Here is a 20,102-nt window from a genome sequence, read left to right on the forward strand (position 1 = left end):
ACGGTGTCCCTCTCTCTGTGTCTCGTGGGCATCGCTGCGGCACTGCGGGCGCTGCCGGTCGGTCCTGTGACGGTCCGTCAGCGATGGCCGGCGTCAGTTCTGGTGGCCGTAGTAGGCCTGCCGCATCAGCTGCTGCATGTCGGCGATCATCGGCATCCGCGGGTTAGCCGGGGCGCACTGGTCCTCGTAGGCGTACATCGCCTGCTGCGGCAGGGCCTCCAGGAACGAGGTCTCGTCAACTCCCGCGCCCTTGAAGGAGTCCGGGATGCCGACCTTGGCCCGCAGCTCCTCGACCGCCCTGGCCAGCGACTCCACGCCCTGCTCCGGGCTCGCGGCCGGCAGGCCGAGCAGCTGGGCGATCGCCTGGAAGCGCTCCGGGGCCACGTAGCTCCGGTACTTGGGCCAGCTGGTCACCTTGGCCGGGGCCGCGCCGTTGTAGCGGATCACCTGCGGCAGCAGGATCGCGTTGGTCCGGCCGTGCGCGACGTGGAAGGTGGCGCCCAGGGTGTGCGCCATCGCGTGCACCACGCCGAGGAAGGCCGAGCCGAAGGCCATCCCGGCGATGGTCCCGGCGTTGTGCATCTTCTCCCGGGCCACCGGGCTGTTCGGGCCGTCGGTGACGGCCCGCTCCAGGTTCTCGAAGATCAGCTTGATGCCCTGCAGGGCCAGCCCGTCGGTGAAGTCGTTGGCGTAGACCGAGACGTAGGTCTCGATGCAGTGCGTCAGCGCGTCGAAGCCGGAGTCGGCGGTCACGTCCTTCGGCAGGTTCGTGGTGAGCGCCGGGTCGCAGATGGCCACGCTCGGGGTCAGCGCGTAGTCCGCCAGCGGGTACTTCTGGCCGGTGGCCGAGTCGGTGATCACCGCGAACGGGGTGACCTCCGAACCGGTGCCCGAGGTGGTCGGGATGCAGACCAGCTTGGCCCTCTCACCCAGGTCGGGGAAGGTGAAGGCGCGCTTGCGGATGTCGAAGAACTTCTCCTTCAGGTCCGCGAAGACCGTCTCGGGGTGCTCGTACATCAGCCACATCACCTTGGCCGCGTCCATCGGCGAGCCGCCGCCCAGCGCGATGATGGTGTCCGGCCGGAAGCCGCGCATCAGCTCGGCGCCCTTCTCCACCGTGTCGATGCTCGGGTTCGGCTCGACGAAGTCGATCACCCGCACCTCGACCGGCTCGGAGCGGCGGGCCAGGACGCTCCGCACCCGCTCCACGTGCCCGATCTCCACCATGGTCCGGTCGGTCACGATGACCACCTTGCGGGCACCGCGCATGTCGGCCAGGTACTTGACGGAGTTGCGCTCGAAGAAGACCTTCGGCGGGATCTTGAACCACTGCATGTTGGTGTTGCGCCGCCCGATCCGCTTGATGTTCACGAGGTTCAGCGCGGTCACGTTCCCGGAGACCGAGTTGGCCCCGTAACTGCCGCAGCCCAGGGTCAGCGAGGGCATGAAGGCGTTGTAGACGTCGCCGATCCCGCCCTGCGAACTGGGCGCGTTCCAGATCACCCGGCAGGCCTTGACGGCGTGTCCGAACTCCTCGGCGAAGGCCTCGTCCTCGGTGTGCACGGCCGCCGAGTGGCCCAGCCCGTGGAACTCCACCATGGCAACGGCGAGTTCGACCCCACGTGAACGCGAATCGGCGGTGAGCACCGCGAGCACCGGGCAGAGCTTCTCGCGCGTCAACGGCTCGTCCGGCCCGACGTGTTCCGCTTCCACCAGGATGACGGAGGTGTCGGCGGGAACCGAGAACCCGGCTGCATCGGCGATCTGCGCGGCGGAGCGACCCACCACTGCGGCGTTCAGCTTGGCCCCCGCGCAGTTGCGGTCCTCACCGACGCCGAACAGGTGCCGCTCCAGCAGGATCTTCTCCTCACCAGTGGCGAGATGGGCCTTCAGTCTGCGGAACTCCTGGATCGCAGCGTCACGGATCTCGACATCCAGGATCACCGCCTGCTCGGAGGCGCAGATCATGCCGTTGTCGAAGGACTTGGAGACCACCACGTCGTTGACGGCCCGCTTGAGGTCCGCGCTCCTCTCGATGTACGCGGGCACGTTCCCCGCCCCGACCCCGAGGGCCGGCTTGCCGCAGGAGTAGGCCGCCTTCACCATCGCGTTCCCGCCGGTGGCCAGGATGGTCGCCACCCCCGGGTGGTTCATCAGCGCGCCGGTGGCCTCCATCGACGGCTGCTCGATCCACTGCACGCAGTGCGCCGGAGCCCCCGCCGCGACCGCCGCGTCCCGGACGATCCGGGCCGCCTCGGCGGAACAGCCCTGCGCCGAGGGGTGGAAGCCGAAGACGATCGGGTTGCGGGTCTTCAGCGCCACCAGCGCCTTGAAGATGGTGGTCGACGTCGGGTTGGTGACGGGCGTGACACCGGCGACCACGCCGACCGGCTCGGCGATCTCCACGATCCCGTCGATCTCGTCCCGACGCACCACCCCGACGGTCTTCATGTCCGCCATCGAATGGGTGACGTGCTCGCACGCGAAGATGTTCTTCACGGCCTTGTCCTCGAACACCCCGCGCCCGGTCTCCTCCACCGCCATCACCGCCAGCCGGGTGTGCGCCGCCAGCGCGGCCAGCGAAGCCTTCTTGACGATGTGGTCGACCTGCTCCTGGGTGAAGCCCGCGTACTCCCGCAGGGCCTCCTGACCACGGGTCACCAGGATGTCGACCGCTGCCGCGGCCTCGGACGGGGCAGGGGTCTCGGTCGACTCGGTGCGACTCACGGTCTGTGGGCGACGGGACATCGCGGACCACCTCTCAGGTCTTCGCGCGGGGTCGCGCGCTCTGTTGTCGTTGGCACCCGGCACACAGCTTCCCGCCGTCCGGGCCTCCGTCGGTCGGCCGTTCGGGGTAGTCCTTCGGGCCGAAGGTCCCCTGTCCTCGGCACGGCCGGTGCCGGTCGCTCCGGGTCCTCAGTCGTGCGGCACCACGGCGACCGCGCCGTGGGCGTGGTGCAGGACGGCGTGCGCCACCGACCCCAGGCGAGGGGCGGCCATGGGGTGCGCGGGCGACCGTCGGCCCAGCACCAGCAGGGCGGCGCCGTGCGCGGCGGCCACCAGGACGTCGGCCGCGCCGCCGACCACCACCTCGGCCCGGGCGGTGACCCCGGGGAACTTCTCCCGCCAGCGGCCCAGGGCGTCCTCGAGGTGCACCAGCCGGTCGGCCGCCAGCCCCTCCTGGATGTCCGCCTGCTCCACCTGAGCCTCCGTCAGGTACGGCCCGGAGGCGAGGGTCCGGGCCTCCACCGCCCGCAGGGCGGCTCCCCGCCGGGCCGCCTGGTCGAAGGCGAAGGCGAGCACCGCGTCACAGGGCCGGTCACCCTGCACTCCCACCACGACCTCGCCCTGAGTCCCGGCGTCCCCGTCCCTGACCAGGACGACGGGGCAGCGGGCGTGGGCCGCCACGCGGAGCCCGACCGAGCCGACGAGCCGACCGACGACCCCGCCCAACCCCCGCGAGCCGACGACGAGCAGCCCCGCCCGCTCCCCTGCGGCGGCCAGGACGTACGCGGGGTTCCCGGTGGTCCGATCGCAGGAGGCGTCCACTCCCGGCCGCGCGGCCACCACCCGGTCCCGGATCGCGGCCACCGGGGCCGGCAGCCGCTCCTCCGGAGCGTCCTCCGGCGCGAGCCCACCGCGCTCGCCCGGTGCGACATGGACCATGCGCAGGGCCCGTCCGCTCTGCAGGGCCTCCTCGGCGGCCCAGTGCGCCGCCGACTCGCTCTGCACGGAGCCGTCGATCCCCACCACCACGAAGCGCTTCACGGCTGAACCTCCGTCATCAAGGCCGGCCGCGACGCGGATTCGCGCGGCCGTCGCCTTCCGACACTCTCCCGCCGCCTCACCGGCCCGGCCCAGGGCCGATCAGCCCCGACGCGGTCCCGAAGGTCCCGGCTACGGCTCACCCGTCCGGACCGCAGGGCGACCGGGCGGGCGGCGTGGTGCAGCACGGCACGGGCGACCCAGCGCACGCGCCGATTCCGAGTGCGGCGCACCGGTTGTAGGGGCACCGCAGAACCGTGCTGCTCACCGACGGGCGGGTCCTCGCGGACGGACTTCTGCCGGCGGAGGGCAGGACCGGGAACCGCGGTGGCTCGGTTACGCCACCAACTGCGGCCCCGCCCCGGCCGATCCGGTGCGGACGAACGTGAGGACGAGGGCGCGACGCCCCCTCCGACGAACCGCCCGCACCGGCAGCGAGGCGACCGCCTGGTGCCGGCCGAGCCGAACGGCTGCGACTCGGCCGGCACCAGGGCGGCCCCACCGAAGCGTGGTTCCGGAGTGCGGTGTCAGACGGCGGCCGGGGCCGGTGCGTCGAGGATGGCGAGCTCGCCGGGGGTGGCCTGGCGCTTCCAGTCGGGGGCGAGGGCGGTGTAGGTGCTGACGTCGTGCCAGCAGCTCTGGGTCCGGAAGAGCTGGTGCAGCGTCGCCTCGCGGGTCAGTCCCGCCGCGTGCATCACCGGCGGCATGTGGTCGTGGTCGGTGCGGTGCCCGGCCCAGATGCGGTGCAGGCCCAGCGGGCCGAAGCCGTAGGCCATCAGGAGCCGGCCGGTCTCGTGGGCGTGGCCGACGACGGGCGACCCGGGGATCAGGACGACGCCGGTCAGCATGGCGTTGCTGCCGTAGTCCTCGATCAGCAGGCCCGCCGTGCCGAGCATGGTGTCGTCCTCGGGCGCGCAGACCGCGAGGGTGTACTTGCGGCGGGGACGGGTGAGGGGCTGGGCGAGGGCGGAGGCGAAGGCGTCCCGGGCCTGTCCGGTGTCCATCCGGTCGGTGCCGAGGTAGCGGGTGAGCATGCGGCTGGTGACGATCCGCTCGTGGACGGGGTAGTCGGCGGGGCGCAGTTCGCGAAGGCGCAGGTGCTCGCCGCGCAGGTCCGGTACCCGGCTCACAGCGCCGGCTCCTTCCGCTTCGGCGCGGGGATCAGGGCTTCGAGGTCGACATAGGAACGCCCCGACGGTACGGGCCGGCCGAGCAGGATGCGGCGGGCGGTGTCGGTGACCAGGGCCCCGCCGAGCATGACGCCGCTGGCCAGCTGCGGCCAGCTGGAGAGGCTGCTGCCGATCCGGGTGAGGGCGTCGGTCATCGCCGGGCTCAGCCGGTCCCGGTCGACGACCTGCAGCAGGAAGCTCAGCTGCTGGGCGGGGTCCATCGCCGCCACGTCCGCGGCCGTCACATCCCCGGCCCGGCCGTGGAAGAGCGGCCGGCCGGGCTCCAGGTCGAAGCGTTCGACGTCCAGCAGACCGCGGTCGTTGGCGTCCATCAGCACGGGCACCCGCCGGCGCCGCGCGTGCTCGCGGGCCGCGGTCTTCACCCAGGGGGTGTCGCACTCCTCGACCAGGAGGTCCACCCCGCGCTCCCCGTCCTCGCCCGGGGCGAAGAACTCCTCGATGCTCTCCTCGGTCACTCCGTACCGGTGGACGGTGATGTCGAGGTAGGGGTCGAGCTCGTACATCCGCCGCGCGCAGATGACCGTCTTCTCCAGGCCGATCTCGTGCACCCCGGCGCGCAACCGGTTGAGGTTGGACAGGCTGAGCCGGTCGAAGTCGGCCAGCCGGAACGAGCCCCCGACACCCTCCATCGCACAGGTCAACGCCGCGCTGGAGCCCACCGACAGGCCGATCACCCCGATCCGGCGGCTGAGCAGGTGCTGCTGCTCCTCGCGGGTGATCTTGTCGCGGTTGCGGTCGGTGCGCACCAGCCGGAACGCGGCCTCGGGCAGGACCCGTACCAGGCGGCCAGACCACGGGTACCAGGCCCAGGTCCCGTACTCGTCGGGCAGCAGGCCGCCGCGGGCCTCGTCCAGGGCGCGCTCCAGCACAGCAGGCGGAAACGATTCTCCGGGGTTCAGGCAGCGGACCAGCTCGACCAACTGCTCGTCGACCCGGTCGTGGACCTCGCGCAGCGCCGGGGATTCCAACAGCTCCTTCAGCACGCCGACGTGGTCCGCCGAGGCCGGATCGAGCAGGACGGGACGGAACGATTCGGCGGGGTCGTCCGGGTGCAGCGGACCGCCGATCGTGGCGCGGGCGAGGGAGGGAGAGGGGGTGTGTGTCACGTCGGCTGACGCTAGCAACGCCAAGATCGTCAGCCGTGGCGCCTTCACCCGCCCGGCAGCATACCAATCACTCCGTACACGGGAAGATCTGTCCGATCGGGTGATCCGGGTCGTACCCGTGAGCGAGGACCGGGCGCGTGCATGAGGCAACGGGCCGCAATCACCTGCCGATCAGTCAGAACCGCCTGCTCCCAAGTGCCGGCAACGCCGGCGGCCCGGTCGAGCCACCGTTCGAAGACGGTGGACGGAGCCCGACGTCCCGACGCACGGCCTCAGGTGCCCGGCACCAGGGCGACCGGGCAGACGGCATGGTGCAGTACGGCGTGCGCGACGGGGCCGATCCGCCCCGGCGAGGCCGCGGGTCGTCGCCCGAGCACCAGCAACCGGGCCTTGGCCGAGGCCTCGACCAACAGCAGCCCCGGGCCTGCGGGTTCGGCGACCTCGGTGACCTCGACCTCCGGGTGGGAGTCCCGCCACGGTCCGAGGGCCGCTGCCAGCAGGTCCGCTTCCCTCGCCCGTCCGTCCCATCCGGGCACCCCCGTCGCCGGGAAGGCGTGCAGGATGCGCAGCGGCAGGCCGTGCCGGCGGGCGGTGTCGAAGGCGAAGTCGAGCGCCGCACCGTGCGGGCGGCGGGCGTCGACGGCGACGACGATCCGGTCCCGCAGGCCCGCGTCCGCCTCCTCGGCGGGGACCAGGACGGTCGGGCAGGCGGCCCTCGCGGCGACGTGCAGGGCGGTGGATCCGACCCGCAGTCCGGGGAAGCCGCCGTCGCCGCGCACGGCGAGGACCAGGAGTTCGGCGTCCTCGGAGGCCGCCACCAGCGCCGCGGTGGCGACGTCGTGGACCTCGTCGGTGCGGGTGCGCAGCTGGGGGTGCCGCACCGCCAGGACGTGCCGGACGGCGTGGAGCAGGGCGCTCCCCTCGAACGGTGAGCGGGCGGTGCCGCTGGGGAGCAGGTGCGGCATCAGGGGCAGCGCGTGCAGGACGCGCAACGGCCGGTCCCGGAGGGCCGCTTCCTCCGCGGCCCAGTGCGCGGCCGCCAGGCTGGCCGCGGAGGTGTCCACTCCCACGGCGACGGGCAGGTCCATGGTGCTCAGCTCCTCGTTGTCGGCTGATCGGGTGTCAGGTCTGCCGGCTCCAGTCGGTGACCTCGGGCAGGTCGGTGCCGTGGGCGCGGATCCAACCGTGGTGCCGGGTACGGGTGTCGGCCATCTGCTGGCGCAGGGCCGCGGCGCGGGCGGCGAGGCCGGGAGTGTGGTCGATGACGTCCATCACCAGGCGGTAGCGGTCGAGGTCGTTGCGGACCACCATGTCGAAGGGCGTGGTGGTGGTGCCGGACTCCTTGTAGCCCCGCACGTGCAGGTACGGGTGGACGGCGCGGCGGTAGGCCAGGCGGTGGATCAGCCACGGGTAGCCGTGGTACGCGAACACCACCGGCCGGTCCCGGGTGAACAGGGCGTCGAACTCCCGGTCCGGCATCCCGTGCGGGTGCTCCTCCGCGGGCATCAGCCGGACCAGGTCCACCACGTTCACCACCCGCACCCGCAGGTCCGGCAGGTGACGGCGCAGCAGATCGGCGGCGGCGACCACCTCCTGGGTGGGGACGTCCCCGGCGCAGGCGAGCACCACGTCCGGCTCCCGGATCCCGTCGTCGGTGCCGGACCACTCCCAGATGCCCGCTCCGCGCGCGCAGTGGGCCCGGGCCTCCTCCAGGGAGAGCCAGTCGAAGCCGGGCTGCTTGCCGGCCACGATCACGTTGACCCGGTCGCGGCTGCGCAGCACCTGGTCGGCCACGACGAGCAGGGTGTTGGTGTCCGGCGGGAAGTGGACCCGCACGGCCTCGGGGCTCTTGTTGAGGACGTGGTCGACGAAGCCGGGGTCCTGGTGCGAGAAGCCGTTGTGGTCCTGGCGCCAGACGTGCGAGGTGAGCAGGTAGTTGAGCGAGGCGACCGGGGCCCGCCAGGGGATGCGGCGGGTGGTGCGCAGCCACTTGACGTGCTGGTTCACCATCGAGTCGACGATGTGGACGAAGGCCTCGTAGCAGGAGAAGAGGCCGTGACGGCCGGTCAGCAGGTAGCCCTCCAGCCAGCCCTGGCAGGTGTGTTCGGAGAGGATCTCCATCACCCGGCCGTCGTGGGCGAGGTGCTCGTCCGTGGGCAGGAGGGCTGCCTGCCAGGCCTTGCCGGTGGCTCCGTAGACCGCCTGGAGGCGGTTGGAGGCGGTCTCGTCCGGGCCGACCAGCCGGAAGTCCCTGCGCTGCGCCGTGTCCGCCATCAGCCGCTCCAGCAGGTCGCCCAGTACCCGGGTGGGTTCGTGCAGGGTCGTACCGGGCTTGTCGACCGGCACCGCGTAGCGCTCCAGGGGCGGCAGCGGCAGGTCGCGCAGCAGCAGCCCGCCGTTGGCGTGCGGGTTGGCGCCCAGCCGGCGGGTGCCCTCGGGTATGCAGGCCAGCACCTGTTCGGTGGGGCGGCCGTCCCGGTCGAAGAGCTCCTCGGGGCGGTAGGAGCGCAGCCAGGCCTCCAGCTGCGCCAGGTGGGCGGGGTCGTCCCGGACCTGGTCCAGCGGGACCTGGTGGGCACGCCAGGTGCCCTCGACGGGTACGCCGTCCACCTCGCCGGGGCCGGTCCAGCCCTTGGGGGTGCGCAGCACGATCATCGGCCAGACCGGGCGGTCGCGGACGCCGTCCTCGCGGGCGGCGCGCTGGGCCGCGGCGATCCGGTCGAGGGCGGTGTCCAGGGCAGCGGCCAGGTCCTGGTGGACCGTCAACGGGTCCTCGCCGCCGACGTACAGCGGCTCGTGGCCGTAGCCGCGGAGCAGGGCGTCGAGCTCGGCCTCGGGCAGGCGGGCGAGCAGCGAGGGGTTGGCGATCTTGTACCCGTTGAGGTGCAGGACCGGCAGCGCGGCGCCGTCGTGCGCCGGGTCGAGGAACTTGTTGCCGTGCCAGGAGGCCGCCAGCGGTCCGGTCTCCGCCTCTCCGTCGCCGATCACGCAGGCGACCAGCAGGCCGGGGTTGTCCAGCGCCGCGCCGTAGGCGTGGGAGAGCGCGTAGCCGAGCTCGCCGCCCTCGTGGATCGAGCCGGGCGTCTCGGGGGCCACGTGGCTGGGGACGCCGCCGGGGAAGGAGAACTGCCGGAACAGTGCGGCCATGCCGTCGGCGTCACGGGTGATGCTCGGGTAGGTGTCGGTGTAGCTGCCCTCCAGCCAGGAGTTGGCGAGCACGGCAGGACCACCGTGTCCCGGGCCCCAGACGCAGACGGCGTCCAGGTCACGCTGCCTGATCACCCGGTTGAGGTGGGTGTAGACGAGGTTGAGGCCGGGCGAGGTGCCCCAGTGGCCGAGCAGCCTGGGCTTGATCTGACCGGGCGTCAACGGCGCGCTGAGCAGGGGGTTGGCCAGCAGGTAGATCTGGCCGACCGCGAGGTAGTTGGCCGCCCTCCAGTGCGCGTCGAGCGAGCGGAGCTCCTGGTCGGACAGCGGTGCGGAAGGCGGGCAGGGGGCGGCGGGCATGGCGGCGCTCTCCTAGGATTCGTCGGGCATTGCCGGTTCCTGACTCATCGTCACGCTCCGGGCACGGTCCGGAACAGGGCCGACCGGGCCCCGGACGAGCGGTGCGATCCGGGACCTGCGGCCCTGCTCCCGGGACTGCTCGGCCCTAACCCGCCGCACGCCGGACGGCGGAGTCTGGTGGAGCACCCGGCGCCCCGGGCCGAACCGGCCGGCGCCACCATCCACTCCCCCGGGACGGTTCCCATGACGCAGTACCTGCTCGCCGGTGTCGACGGCTCCCCGGAGAGCACCGCGGCCGCCCGGTGGGCGGCCGACGAGGCCGCCCGCCGGAGGGTCGGCCTGCGGCTGGTCCACGCGCAGACCTGGCTCGACGACGTCCACGCGGACCAGGTCCGGCCCACGGACGTGCGCGGCCTCACCCGGCGGATGCTCGAGGACGCCCGCCAGGAGGTCTTGGCCGCCCACCCCGGTCTGGAGGTGCGTGCCGAGCTGGTCGGTGACGGGGAGCCGACCGACGCCCTGGTCGAGGCGGCGACCGCGGCCGAGCTGCTGGTGCTCGGCTCGCGCGGCCTCGGCGGGTTCCGGGGCCTGCTGGTCGGCTCCTTCGGCCTCGCCGTCGCCGCCCGCTGCGAGGTGCCCACGGTGCTGGTCCGCGCCACCGGTGCCGAGGGCACGGGCCGTCCCGACCGCACGGAGGTGGTGCTCGGCGTCGACACCCGCTCCCCCTCGGACGAGGTCGTCGACTTCGCGTTCCAGCAGGCCGCCCGGCTCGGAGCCACTCTGCGGGCGGTGCACGGCTGGACGCCGCCCCCGGTCTGGGGCTACGCCGGCTGGGTGCCCCCGATGGCCGAGGCGGAGCAGTTCCGCGCGATCGAGGCCGAGCTGCTCGCGGAGGCCCTGGCCGGCCGGCGCGAGAAGTACCCGGAGGTGACCGTGGTCGAGGACTGCCGGATCGGGACCGGTTCGTCGGTCCTGGTGGACGTGTCGGCCGGTGCCGCCCTGGTGGTGGTCGGACGGCGCCGGCGCCGCCACGAGGTCGGGATGAGGCTCGGACCGATCGCCCACGCCGTCCTCCACCACGCCGAGGCGCCGGTCGCCGTCGTGCCGCACGACTGAGCCTGCTGCCGGGTCCGCCGGCCCGGGTCGGCGGACTCGGGCCGGGCCGGGACCGTGACCGACGGGGGCGGCAGTCGTTCAGGAACACGGCCGTCCGGCCGACTTCCCGAGCGAGAGCGCGACCACCCGATGCCGACACCACCGAAGACCAGCCGCCCGCCCCGCCCGTCCTCGGACCGGCCGGGGCCCGGTGGCGGCACCGGGCCGCTGGCCGTGCACCCGAAGGTGTTCCGTGACGAACTGGCGGCCGCCGCCGGCTGGGTCGCCGACTACCTCGGGCAGATCCCGCAGCAGCCGGTGGCCCGGCCCCTCCCGGCGGCGCACCGGCAGGCCCTGGCCGCCGGAGCACTGCCGGACGAGGGCCAGGACCTCGGCGCCCTGCTGGAGTTCGTCGACCGGGCGATCGCCCCGTACCCGACCGGCAACGGCCATCCGGCCTTCTTCGCCTGGATCAACTCACCGCCGTCCCCGGCCGGGGTGATCGCCGAACTGCTGGCCACCGCGGTCAACGCGACCTGCGGCATGGGCGAGCACGCCCTGATGGACCTCGAACGCGGCGTGGTGCGTGACCTCGCCTCGCTGGCCGGCATAGCACCGACCACCGGCGGAGTGCTGACCAGCGGCGGCTCGATGGCCAACCTCCTCTGCCTGAGTGCCGCCCGCGCCTGGTTCCTCCGCCGCCACGGCGCCACCGACGGCCCCGCCCACGACCAGGCCCACGCGCGTCTGACGGTCTATCACAGCGACCAGGCCCACATGTCGGTCGCGAAGGCCGCCGCCGTGATCGGTCTGCCGCCGTGGCGGCTGCGTGCGGTGCCCACCACGGCGGAGCGGCGGATGGACGTCGAAGCCCTGCGGGCGATGGTCGACTCCGACCGCGCGAGCGGCCTGCTGCCGTTCTGCGTCGTGTCCAACCTCGGCAGCACCGCCAGCGGCGCCGTCGACCCGATCGAGGCGATCACCCGGGTGTGCCGCGGCCGAGGCCTGTGGCACCACGCCGACGGCGCCTGGGGCGGGCTCGGCGCCCTCGTCCCCGAACTGGCGCCCCTCTACCGAGGTGTCGCCGACCTCGACTCACTCACCGTCGACCCGCACAAGACGCTGTCCGTCCCCGTCGGCTGCGGCGCCGCCCTCGTCACCGAGCCCTCCCTGCTGCGCGACGCGTTCGGCTTCCGCGCCTCCTACCTCGACGGCGACCAGGACTGGCCCTGGATGTCCGACTACACGATCGAACTCACCCGGCCCGGCACCCGCGCCCTCACCCTCTGGGCCACCCTGCGCCAACTCGGCCGCTCCGGCGTGATCGCCCTCCTCCAGCACTACCAGGACCTCGCCCACTACCTGCGCCGACGCGTCCAGGAGCACCCCGCACTGGAACTGTGCGCCGGCGGCCCGCTGCCCGTGGTCTGCTTCCGCCTGGCCGTCAACTCCGGTACGGGCTCTGCGGATTCGCGGGCGGACCTGCACACGGCCGTGGCCGCACACGTCCAGGCACGCGGCCACGCCTACCTCGCCACCGTCGGCCACGAAGGAGAAACGGTCCTGCGCGCCTGCGTCTGCAACTACCTCACCACCACCGACGACGTGGACACCCTGCTCCGGGAGGTCCAGGCCGCCGCCGACCACCTCCGGACCGGCTGACCGGCCGGCGCCCCGTTCGAAGCACCGACTCCGGCCGTGCCCCGAGGGAGACGGAGCGGCGCGGAGCCGGGGACGGCCCCACCCGTCCCCGGCTCCGCGCCGCTCGCCCGGACGTGCCCCCACAGCCGTCCCGGGCGGACCTGCGACCCCTACGTCGCAGGAGTGATGAGGCCGTAGTGGCCGTCGTAGCGGTGGTACAGGACGTTGCCGCGCCCGGTGGCGGTGTCGGTGAAGAACAGGAACGAGACGCCGGTGAGGTCGAGCCGCGAGACCGCATCGGCCACCGCGAGTTCCGGTACCTCGGCCGTGCTGGTGGTCAGGCCCGGCTCGCGCGGCTCCGGCGCCGGTCCGGCGCAGGCGAGATGGAGGGCGCCGGTGTGCTCGTCGTGGAAGACCACGCTCTCCCGACCCGCCGACTTCTCGGTGAACAGGTGGAAGTCGTAGTCCATCGTCTCCATCTCGAACACCGCCGCCCAGGCCGTCTGACGGGGCAGACTGTAGGACTTGTGCCGCACGATGCGCCGCTCCCGGGGCGGGCGCCCCCGCCGCTGCGGGCGGTGCTCACGGCCTCCGTCCCAGTCCTCCGACCCGGCCGGCACGCCGGACCGGTGACGGTCCCCGTGCTTCCGGATCCGGGTGAGCCGGCTGGTGAGGCGCTCCTGCAGCAGGTCGACGGCCTCCCGCATCGTCGCGGCCGCCACGTGGGCCCGGACCGGGCGGCCGTTGAGGTCGACGACGGCCTGGGCCAGGGCCGGCTTGAGGATCGCGTGGTTGGCCTCCTGGGTGAGCTTCACCCTCACCGCGAGCACCGGGGTGTCGAGCCGCTCGAGCACGGCCAGCACCTTGGCCTTCGCATAGGCGGGTGCGCCGAGCGACACCTCGCCCCTGGTCTCCAGTTGGAGGTCGACGGGCGGGCTCTGCAGACGGTTCATCAGGGGTTCCTTCCTGGTCGGGACCAGCCTGCCGTGTGGCCACCGGACGCACCGAGGGCCGAAGGTCCCTCAAGTCGGGCCCTGTGGCCCGGAGTTCCGACGTTCTGGGCCGGGCCGACGGTGGCGCCGAAGCCGTCCGACCCGGGACCACCGGCCTCGGGTGCGGTCCCGTCAGTCCCTATGTCCCCCGGGCCGGCGGCCGGAAGGGTGAGGGAACGACTCGGGCGGCCGCCGCCCCGCACCGGACCCACCACCCTCGAAGGAGCAGCCCATCATGTCCGCCACTCCCCGCACCGCCGTCCGAGCGTGGCGCCGCCACCTGCGCCGGGCCCTCGGCCTCGAGCACAACGCGCTCTGCCGCTCCCTGGACCGGGCCCGCAGCCGTGCCCTGCTGCTCGGAGCGCTCGGCCTCGCCGTGGCCGTCCTGTCGGGCACCGCGGCCGCCCTGGTCGAGCTCGACTCCGCCCAGCGGGAGGCCACCGTCGCGGCGGCCGGCCTGCACCGCGTCGACGCGGTGGTGCTCACCACGGCTCGTCGCACCGGTCGGGGCACCACCCTGAGCAGCGCCGGCTACCAGGCCGAGGCCGCCTGGACCGATCCGAGCGGCCAGGACCGGACCGGCACGATCGAACTCGCCCGCCCCACCAAATCGGGCACCACCACCCGCATCTGGGTCAGCGACACCGGCCGGGTCTCCCCAGCGCCGGCCAGCGCGGCCGACACCGCCGGCCAGGCCGTCTGCGTCGGTCTGTTCACCCTGGGGGCCCTGTCGGTCCTGATCGCCTCCGGCCTCGCCGTCCGGCTGCACCGCCTGGCCCGTGCCGCGGCCGCGGAGTGGCAGAACGCCTGGGCGCGCCTGGAGCCGAGCTGGACCGGGCGCTCCTCCGGCAGTCCCGGCTCCCCTGACCCGAGGCTCGGCTGATCCCCCGTCACCGGACACCGACCACCACGTGCTGCTCCGCCCGTACCGTCCGCCCACCGCACCTCGGCAGGAAGGCACCACGTCCATGACGTCAACGCTCACCGCCTGCACCACGGAGCACCTCCTCGTCACCGCGGCTGCGGCGGCCCCGTCGATCCACAACACCCAGCCCTGGCGGTTCAGCCTCGCCCCGGGCACCGGCACGCTCACGGTCCACGCGGTCCCGCACCGTGCCCTTCCGCTCACCGATCCCGACACCCGGGCGCTGCACGTGTCGGTCGGCGCCGCACTCTGCAACCTCAGAGCGGCCGCGGTCCACCTGGGCCGGGAGCCCGTCGTCAGGCTGCTGCCCCGCCCGGACGCCCCCGGTCAGCTGGCCACGGTGCGCCTCGCCGGTCGCCCGCGCCTCGGCCTGCTGCGCCACCCCGACCTCTACCGGGCGATCTGGCGCCGCCGCAGCTGCCGGCTGCCGTTCTCCCCGACGCCGGTGCCCGAGAGCGTCATCGACGAACTCGCCGAGGCCGCCCGGCTGGACGGCGCGGAGCTCCACCGGCCGGCCCCGGCCGAGAGCGCCCGGCTGCTCCGTCTCACCGCAGCGGCCGACACCCGCAACGCCCTCGACCCCGGCCGCACGGCGGAGACCCTGGCCCGGGCCGCCCGCCCGGGCGACGCCCTCGGGGTCCCCGCCTACGCGTCCGGGCCGCTGGACGCCGCCGGACTGCTCCCGATGCGGTCCTTCGGCGACCCCCGGGACCGGCCGTCCCGGGACCGGGCCCCGTTCGAACCCGAGCCCCGGCTCCTCCTGCTGACCACCCGTCACGACCTCCGTGCGGACTGGCTTCGCGCCGGTCAGGCCCTGCAGCACGTGCTCCTGCTGCTCACCCTCCACGGCTTGCGCGCCTCGATGCTGCACCAGGCGCTGGAGTGGCCGGACCTCCGTGCCCTGATGACCGCCGGCCACCCCGACCGGTGCGCGCCCCAGATGCTGCTGCGCATCGGCTACGGGCCCACGGGCTTCCCCACCCCGCGCCTGCGGACCACCGCACTGATCGACGGTGCGCCCTCGGGCGGAGAATAGGGCCGTCCGGCCCTACCGGTGGCCGCTGTCCGTCCGTCAGACTCCCCGTCAGGTTCCAGGACCGACCCGCCGGGCCGGCGGGTCCACGAATGCGGAGACGTGATGGCGGACAGCGCGGAAGCCACGGCGGGCGCCCCGGTCAAGGTGTTCCTCCTCGACGACCACGAGGTCGTCCGCCGAGGGGTGCACGACCTGCTGGACTCGGAGCCCGATCTCGTGGTGGTCGGCGAGGCCGCCACCGCGGAGCAGGCGATCGCCCGCGTCCCCGCGCTCCGCCCCGACGTCGCCGTACTGGACATGCGGCTGCCCGACGGTGACGGCGTGACGGTCTGCCGGGAACTGCGCTCGCGGATGCCGGGCCTGGCGTGCCTGATGCTGACCTCCTTCGACGACGAGGAGGCCCTGCTCGACTCGATCATGGCAGGTGCCGCCGGGTACGTCCTCAAGCAGATCAGCGGCACCGACCTGGTGTCCGCCGTCCGCACCGTCGCTTCCGGGCAGTCCATGCTCGACCCCGGGGCCACCACGCGGCTGATGGCCCGCATGCGCGGTGACAGCACCCCTCAGGTGTCGGCGTTCCCCGAACTCACCGGCCGCGAGCACGAGATCCTCGCACTGATCGGCGAGGGCCTGACCAACCGTCAGATCGGGGAGCGGCTCTACCTCGCGGAGAAGACCGTCAAGAACCACATCTCCCGGCTGCTCGCCAAGCTCGGGGTGGAACGCCGCGTGCAGGCAGCCGTCATCGCCACCCAGGCACTCGGCGCGGACCGGCACCCGGCCGGCCGCCCCGGCTGAGCAGCCGGGTACGTACGCGTACCGCCCATCCGCTCCGGGACCGTCCGGCGGACCCTCGGGGACCATCGGCCCCTCACCAGGGGGGCCGCCCCGAGCGAACATCGATGACATGAAGCCCGATCAGATCCCAGCACCAGCCGATCCCGTGCCGCTCGACGAGGCGGAGTGCCTGCGCCTGCTCGACACGGCGGCCGTCGGCCGAGTCGTCTACACGGTCGGTGCCCTGCCCGCCGTGCTGCCGACCCGCTACCGCCTCGGCGGCGGCGGTGTGTTGCTGCGCGCCGCCGCCGGGTCCGATCTGGTCCGCGCCATCTCCGGCTCCCTGGTGGCCTTCGAGGCCGGCGAGGTCCGCCAGTCGGACGGCAGCGGCTGGACCGTCACCGTGCTCGGCAGGGCCGAGGTCACCGACGGCCCGGCACCGGACGACCTCGCCCCGGCCCGGCAGCACGAACAGGTCACCGTCCTGATCCACGCGGAGCTGGTGACCGGACGCCTCCTGGCTGCCTCACCGAGCTGCGCCAGGTGAGGCCGACCTCCTTGACTCCGCTGTTTTGTAGGGCTGTTCAACCACCGAGCGGTGCCGACCACACCAACCTCGCGCCTCCGCCCGGCGGAACGGCGAGCTCGAGCGTGCCGCCCAAGCCCTCGGCCCGCTCCGCGAGGTTCCGGAGGCCGCTGCGCCTTCCCTGCTCGGGAATCCCCACGCCGTCGTCCTGCACCGTGAGCACGACCTGCGTACCCGTCGCCTGCAGCACCACCTCGACCCGTCCGGCGTTCGCGTGCCGTACGGCGTTGCTCAACGCCTCGCCCAGGACCGCCACCACGTGGTCGGCCACAGCCGTGGGGACATCGGTGTCCAGCAGACCTTCCATGCTCAGCCGGGGCGCGAACCCCAGTGCCGCCTGAGCCTCCTCGACCACCTTCACCGCCCGGGCCCGCAGACCGCCTTCCGCCCTGTCCTCCCGGGCCCGCAGTCCGAAGATCGTCGAGCGAATGATCTTGATCGTCTCGTCCAGGTCCCCCACCGCGCGCATCACCCGGTCCGACGCCCCGGGATGGTCGATGAAGCGCGCCGCGCTCTGCAGGGTCATTCCGGTGGCGAACAACCGCTGGATCGCCAGGTCGTGCAGGTCCCGGGCGATCCGGTCCCGGTCCTCCAGCATCGCCAACTGCTCGGCGTCCCGGCGGCGGGACGCCAACTCCAGCCCGAGCGCGGCCTGGTCCGCGAAACCCAGCAGCGGTCCGGTCTCCTGCTCGGTGAACGCCGCCTCCCCAGCACGGCGCGCCAACACCAGGACACCGTCGATGTGCCCTCCGGTCCGCCCCAGCGGGACCGCGACGGCCGGGCCCAACCGCTCCGTCCGCCGCGGATCGTCCACCAGGCGCGGATCGGCGACGACGTCGAAGGTGCTGACCGGAGCCCCCTGCGTGAGCGCCGCACCGGAGAGCGTGCCCTCCCGCGGCACGACCAGGCCGGTCCTCTTCCCCACGTCCCCGCCCAGCGCGAGTTCGACCCTCAGCGTCTCCCCGTCGGCCTCCGGCAGGACGATGTCCGCCAGCTCCGCACCGGTGATCTCCCGGGCCCGCTGCGCGATCAACTCCACCACCTGGGTGCGCGGACTGCCCGACAGCAGACTGCGGGTGATCTCCGCACTCGCGCTGAGCCACTGCTGCTGGCGCTGCGCCTCCTCGTACAGCCGCGCGTTGTCGATCGCCACCCCCGCCGCCACGGCCAGCGTCGCGATCACCGACTCGTCGTCGGCGTCGAACTCCTCGCCGCCCCGCTTGTCGGTCAGGTAGAGGTTCCCGAACACCTTCTCCCGGACCCGGACCGGCACGCCGAGGAAGGTCTTCATCGGCGGATGGTTCGCCGGGAACCCGTAGGACGCCTGATGCTGCGACAGATCACCCAGCCGCAGCGCCTCCGGGTGGCTGATCAGCTCACCCAGCAGCCCCTTCCCGGTCGGGTGGGGGCCGATCGCGGCCACCTCCTCGGCCGACATGCCGACGGTCAGGAACTCCGAGAGCCGCTCCCCGTCCGGACTGATGATCCCCAGGGCCGCATAGCGGGCGTTCACCAGCAGGGCGGCGGCCTCCACGATCCGCCGCAACGCCTGGGTGAGGTCCAGCTCCCGGCCGACCGACAACACGGCTTCCAAGAGGCTGTGCACCCGGTCCCTGGTCCCGCGGGCCGCGTCGATCCGCGCCTGCAACTCCTCGAGCAGTTCGTCCAGCCGCAGTTGTGGAATCCGCGGCCGCAGATCGTCCCCCACACGTGCCTCCTCGTCGTCACCGGCCGCACGATTCTTCCAGACACCGACTGCCCACGACGGCCGGCGAGCTGTCGCCGGGGGCGGCCACCGTCGTCACGCTCACCCGGATCTGGTGGTGCTGGAGGGTGTCGGTGCTGGAGTGCTCCAGCTGGCGAGGAGGTCAAGGGCTTCCGCGTCCCGGCTGCCGGGTGGGACGGCGCAGAGGATGAGGTGGAGGCCGTCGTCGGCGGTGAGCCGGGTGGTCTCGTAGCTGAAGGTGAGGTCGCCGACGAGGGGGTGGTGGATGCGCTTGGCGCCGGCGCGGTGGTGGCGGACGTCGTGGCGGGCCCACCGCCGGCGAAAGGCGTCGCCACCGCGGGTGGAGAGTTCGCCGATCAGGTCGGAGAGGGCCTTGTCGTGGGGGTACGGCCGGCTTCGGCGCGCAGGGTGGCGACGTTCTGGTCGGCGACGGTGTCCCAGTCGGGGTAGGACGCGGTGGCGCCGGGGTCGAGGAAGGTGAAGCGGGCGGCGTTCGCCGGGCGGGCGGGGCTGTCGAAGACGGGGGCGAACAGGGCGCGGGCGAGGGTGTTGGCGGGCAGGAGGTCGAGGCGGGCGTTGCGGAGGTGGGCGGGGACGCCGCTGATCATCTCGACGAGGTTGTGCAGCCCGGGGCGGACGGGTTGGCGGGCGGGCCGGGACGGCGCTGCGGCCCCGGAGTGCGGGCCCACCGCCCGGAAGCAGCATCCCGACCGCTCGGGCCTCGTCGCCACCGGGCGGCGGCCACGGATGCGGGCCACGCTGGGAGCGCCCTTCCCCGGGCCCCGGCCGGACGGACTCACCACGCACTCGAACGAAGAGGGATCACCACCGTTCAGCACGTCACCCTGAACAACGGCGTCCGGATGCCGGTCCTCGGCTTCGGCGTCTACCAGATCCCTGCCGACCGGACCGAGCAGGCCGTCACCGACGCCCTCGCGGCCGGCTACCGGCTGCTGGACACCGCCGCCGCCTACGGCAACGAGGAAGCCGTCGGCCACGCGATCAAGAACAGCGGTATCGACCGCAGGGACCTGTTCATCACCACCAAGCTGTGGGTCCAGGACTCCCCCGCCCAGGACAACACCCGCCGCGCCCTGGACACCTCCCTGGCCAAGCTCGGCCTGGACCACGTCGACCTGTACCTGATGCACCAGCCCTACGGCGACGTCTACGGCCAGTGGCGCGCCATGGAGACGGCCCAGCGCGAGGGCCTGACCCGGGCGATCGGCGTCGCCAACTTCCACCCCGACCGCCTCCTGGACCTGATCCTCAACAACGAGACCGCCCCGCAGGTCAACCAGATCGAGACCCACCCCTTCTACCAGCGCGACGCGGACCACGCCCTGATGCGCGAGCACCGGGTGCAGCACCAGGCGTGGGGCGGCTTCGCCGAAGGCAGGAACGACCTGTTCGTCCACCCCGTGCTCGCCGCGATCGGCGTGGCGCACGGCAAGTCGGTCGCGCAGGTGGTGCTGCGCTGGCTGATCCAGCGCGACATCGTCACCATCCCCAAGTCCGTCGACCCCGGCCGGATGGCGCAGAACATCGACGTCTTCGACTTCGAGCTCACCGACGGGCAGATGAAGCAGATCGCGACCCTCGACACCGGCCGGACCCTGTTCTTCGACCACCACGCAGGCGTTCGGTCTCCCGTCACCTTGACGGGGGACCGAACGTACCGGCTTGGGTGAAGGCCCTGGGCAATGCCCTGACCAGGCAACTCAGGTGTGAACCGGGCGCATGCGCGCCGGGGCGG

15 protein-coding genes and 1 pseudogene are annotated in these 20,102 nt (G+C 73.2%); 7 read left to right on the forward strand and 9 right to left on the reverse strand.

What is annotated here, in order from left to right:
• Positions 1-93: 93 nt before the first annotated feature.
• The 6 genes from adhE to ABD946_RS19385 form a co-directional block, all read right to left on the reverse strand.
• A complete protein-coding gene (gene adhE, locus ABD946_RS19360; protein ID WP_345285226.1) occupies positions 94-2,748 on the reverse strand; it encodes a bifunctional acetaldehyde-CoA/alcohol dehydrogenase in 2,655 nt (884 codons plus the stop codon).
• A 168-nt stretch (positions 2,749-2,916) separates the two neighbouring features.
• Positions 2,917-3,768 (reverse strand): universal stress protein, encoded by an 852-nt coding sequence (locus ABD946_RS19365; protein WP_345285228.1) that lies wholly within the window; start codon positions 3,766-3,768, stop codon positions 2,917-2,919.
• Between the two features lie 524 nt (positions 3,769-4,292).
• Positions 4,293-4,895 (reverse strand): GNAT family N-acetyltransferase, encoded by a 603-nt coding sequence (locus ABD946_RS19370; protein ID WP_345285230.1) that lies wholly within the window; start codon positions 4,893-4,895, stop codon positions 4,293-4,295.
• Positions 4,892-6,061 carry a ThiF family adenylyltransferase gene (locus ABD946_RS19375; RefSeq protein WP_345285232.1) on the reverse strand — a complete coding sequence of 390 codons (1,170 nt, stop codon included), beginning with the start codon at positions 6,059-6,061 and terminating at the stop codon, positions 4,892-4,894. Before ABD946_RS19375 ends, ABD946_RS19370 begins: the two co-directional genes overlap by 4 nt.
• Positions 6,062-6,333: 272 nt before the next feature.
• Complete coding sequence (locus tag ABD946_RS19380) at positions 6,334-7,149, reverse strand: universal stress protein (protein WP_345285235.1); 816 nt, start codon at positions 7,147-7,149, stop codon at positions 6,334-6,336.
• Between the two features lie 34 nt (positions 7,150-7,183).
• A complete protein-coding gene (locus ABD946_RS19385; RefSeq protein ID WP_345285237.1) occupies positions 7,184-9,568 on the reverse strand; it encodes a phosphoketolase family protein in 2,385 nt (794 codons plus the stop codon).
• A gap of 243 nt (positions 9,569-9,811) precedes the next feature.
• Between ABD946_RS19385 and ABD946_RS19390 the strand changes: the two genes are divergently transcribed.
• A complete protein-coding gene (locus ABD946_RS19390; RefSeq protein ID WP_345285239.1) occupies positions 9,812-10,684 on the forward strand; it encodes a universal stress protein in 873 nt (290 codons plus the stop codon).
• 129 nt (positions 10,685-10,813) lie between these two features.
• Positions 10,814-12,325 carry a pyridoxal phosphate-dependent decarboxylase family protein gene (locus ABD946_RS19395; RefSeq protein WP_345285241.1) on the forward strand — a complete coding sequence of 504 codons (1,512 nt, stop codon included), beginning with the start codon at positions 10,814-10,816 and terminating at the stop codon, positions 12,323-12,325.
• 149 nt (positions 12,326-12,474) lie between these two features.
• Here ABD946_RS19395 and ABD946_RS19400 read toward each other — a convergent pair whose 3' ends face one another.
• Positions 12,475-13,257 carry a ribosome hibernation promotion factor gene (locus ABD946_RS19400; protein WP_345285243.1) on the reverse strand — a complete coding sequence of 261 codons (783 nt, stop codon included), beginning with the start codon at positions 13,255-13,257 and terminating at the stop codon, positions 12,475-12,477.
• A 274-nt stretch (positions 13,258-13,531) separates the two neighbouring features.
• On the opposite strand from ABD946_RS19400, the gene ABD946_RS19405 reads away from it, so the two are divergent.
• The 4 genes from ABD946_RS19405 to ABD946_RS19420 all read left to right on the forward strand — a co-directional run bounded on the left by ABD946_RS19405 (position 13,532) and on the right by ABD946_RS19420 (position 16,581).
• Positions 13,532-14,179 carry an Rv1733c family protein gene (locus ABD946_RS19405; protein ID WP_345285245.1) on the forward strand — a complete coding sequence of 216 codons (648 nt, stop codon included), beginning with the start codon at positions 13,532-13,534 and terminating at the stop codon, positions 14,177-14,179.
• A gap of 85 nt (positions 14,180-14,264) precedes the next feature.
• The gene (locus tag ABD946_RS19410) at positions 14,265-15,257 is read left to right on the forward strand and encodes an Acg family FMN-binding oxidoreductase (protein WP_345285247.1); all 993 of its coding nucleotides are present in this window, start codon (positions 14,265-14,267) and stop codon (positions 15,255-15,257) included.
• 102 nt (positions 15,258-15,359) lie between these two features.
• Positions 15,360-16,055, forward strand: coding sequence for a response regulator (locus ABD946_RS19415; RefSeq protein ID WP_345285249.1), 696 nt, complete (start codon positions 15,360-15,362; stop codon positions 16,053-16,055).
• A gap of 109 nt (positions 16,056-16,164) precedes the next feature.
• Positions 16,165-16,581, forward strand: a complete 417-nt coding sequence (locus ABD946_RS19420) for a pyridoxamine 5'-phosphate oxidase family protein (protein ID WP_345285251.1) — start codon at positions 16,165-16,167, stop codon at positions 16,579-16,581.
• Between the two features lie 37 nt (positions 16,582-16,618).
• On the opposite strand, the gene ABD946_RS19425 is transcribed toward ABD946_RS19420, so the two are convergent.
• Positions 16,619-18,328, reverse strand: a complete 1,710-nt coding sequence (locus ABD946_RS19425) for a sensor histidine kinase (RefSeq protein WP_345285253.1) — start codon at positions 18,326-18,328, stop codon at positions 16,619-16,621.
• Between the two features lie 99 nt (positions 18,329-18,427).
• Positions 18,428-18,954: pseudogene (locus ABD946_RS42805) on the reverse strand (MmyB family transcriptional regulator).
• A 255-nt stretch (positions 18,955-19,209) separates the two neighbouring features.
• Between ABD946_RS42805 and ABD946_RS19435 the strand changes: the two are divergent.
• Positions 19,210-20,037 (forward strand): aldo/keto reductase, encoded by an 828-nt coding sequence (locus ABD946_RS19435; RefSeq protein WP_345285257.1) that lies wholly within the window; start codon positions 19,210-19,212, stop codon positions 20,035-20,037.
• The last annotated feature ends 65 nt before the right edge of the window (positions 20,038-20,102 follow it).

It is taken from the genome of Kitasatospora albolonga (assembly GCF_039535905.1).
In the GTDB taxonomy this organism is placed as follows: Bacteria; Actinomycetota; Actinomycetes; order Streptomycetales; family Streptomycetaceae; genus Kitasatospora; species Kitasatospora albolonga.

Bases quoted from the DNA above. Each gene is read 5' to 3' on its own strand.
- adhE (WP_345285226.1), bottom strand. From the start codon at position 2,748: ATGTCCCGTCGCCCACAGACCGTGAGTCGCACCGAGTCGACCGAGACC.
- ABD946_RS19395 (WP_345285241.1), top strand. From the start codon at position 10,814: ATGCCGACACCACCGAAGACCAGCCGCCCGCCCCGCCCGTCCTCGGAC.
- ABD946_RS19410 (WP_345285247.1), top strand. From the start codon at position 14,265: ATGACGTCAACGCTCACCGCCTGCACCACGGAGCACCTCCTCGTCACC.
- ABD946_RS19400 (WP_345285243.1), bottom strand. From the start codon at position 13,257: ATGAACCGTCTGCAGAGCCCGCCCGTCGACCTCCAACTGGAGACCAGG.
- ABD946_RS19415 (WP_345285249.1), top strand. From the start codon at position 15,360: ATGGCGGACAGCGCGGAAGCCACGGCGGGCGCCCCGGTCAAGGTGTTC.
- ABD946_RS19420 (WP_345285251.1), top strand. From the start codon at position 16,165: ATGAAGCCCGATCAGATCCCAGCACCAGCCGATCCCGTGCCGCTCGAC.
- ABD946_RS19380 (WP_345285235.1), bottom strand. From the start codon at position 7,149: ATGGACCTGCCCGTCGCCGTGGGAGTGGACACCTCCGCGGCCAGCCTG.
- ABD946_RS19435 (WP_345285257.1), top strand. From the start codon at position 19,210: ATGCCGGTCCTCGGCTTCGGCGTCTACCAGATCCCTGCCGACCGGACC.
- ABD946_RS19390 (WP_345285239.1), top strand. From the start codon at position 9,812: ATGACGCAGTACCTGCTCGCCGGTGTCGACGGCTCCCCGGAGAGCACC.
- ABD946_RS19385 (WP_345285237.1), bottom strand. From the start codon at position 9,568: ATGCCCGCCGCCCCCTGCCCGCCTTCCGCACCGCTGTCCGACCAGGAG.
- ABD946_RS19405 (WP_345285245.1), top strand. From the start codon at position 13,532: ATGTCCGCCACTCCCCGCACCGCCGTCCGAGCGTGGCGCCGCCACCTG.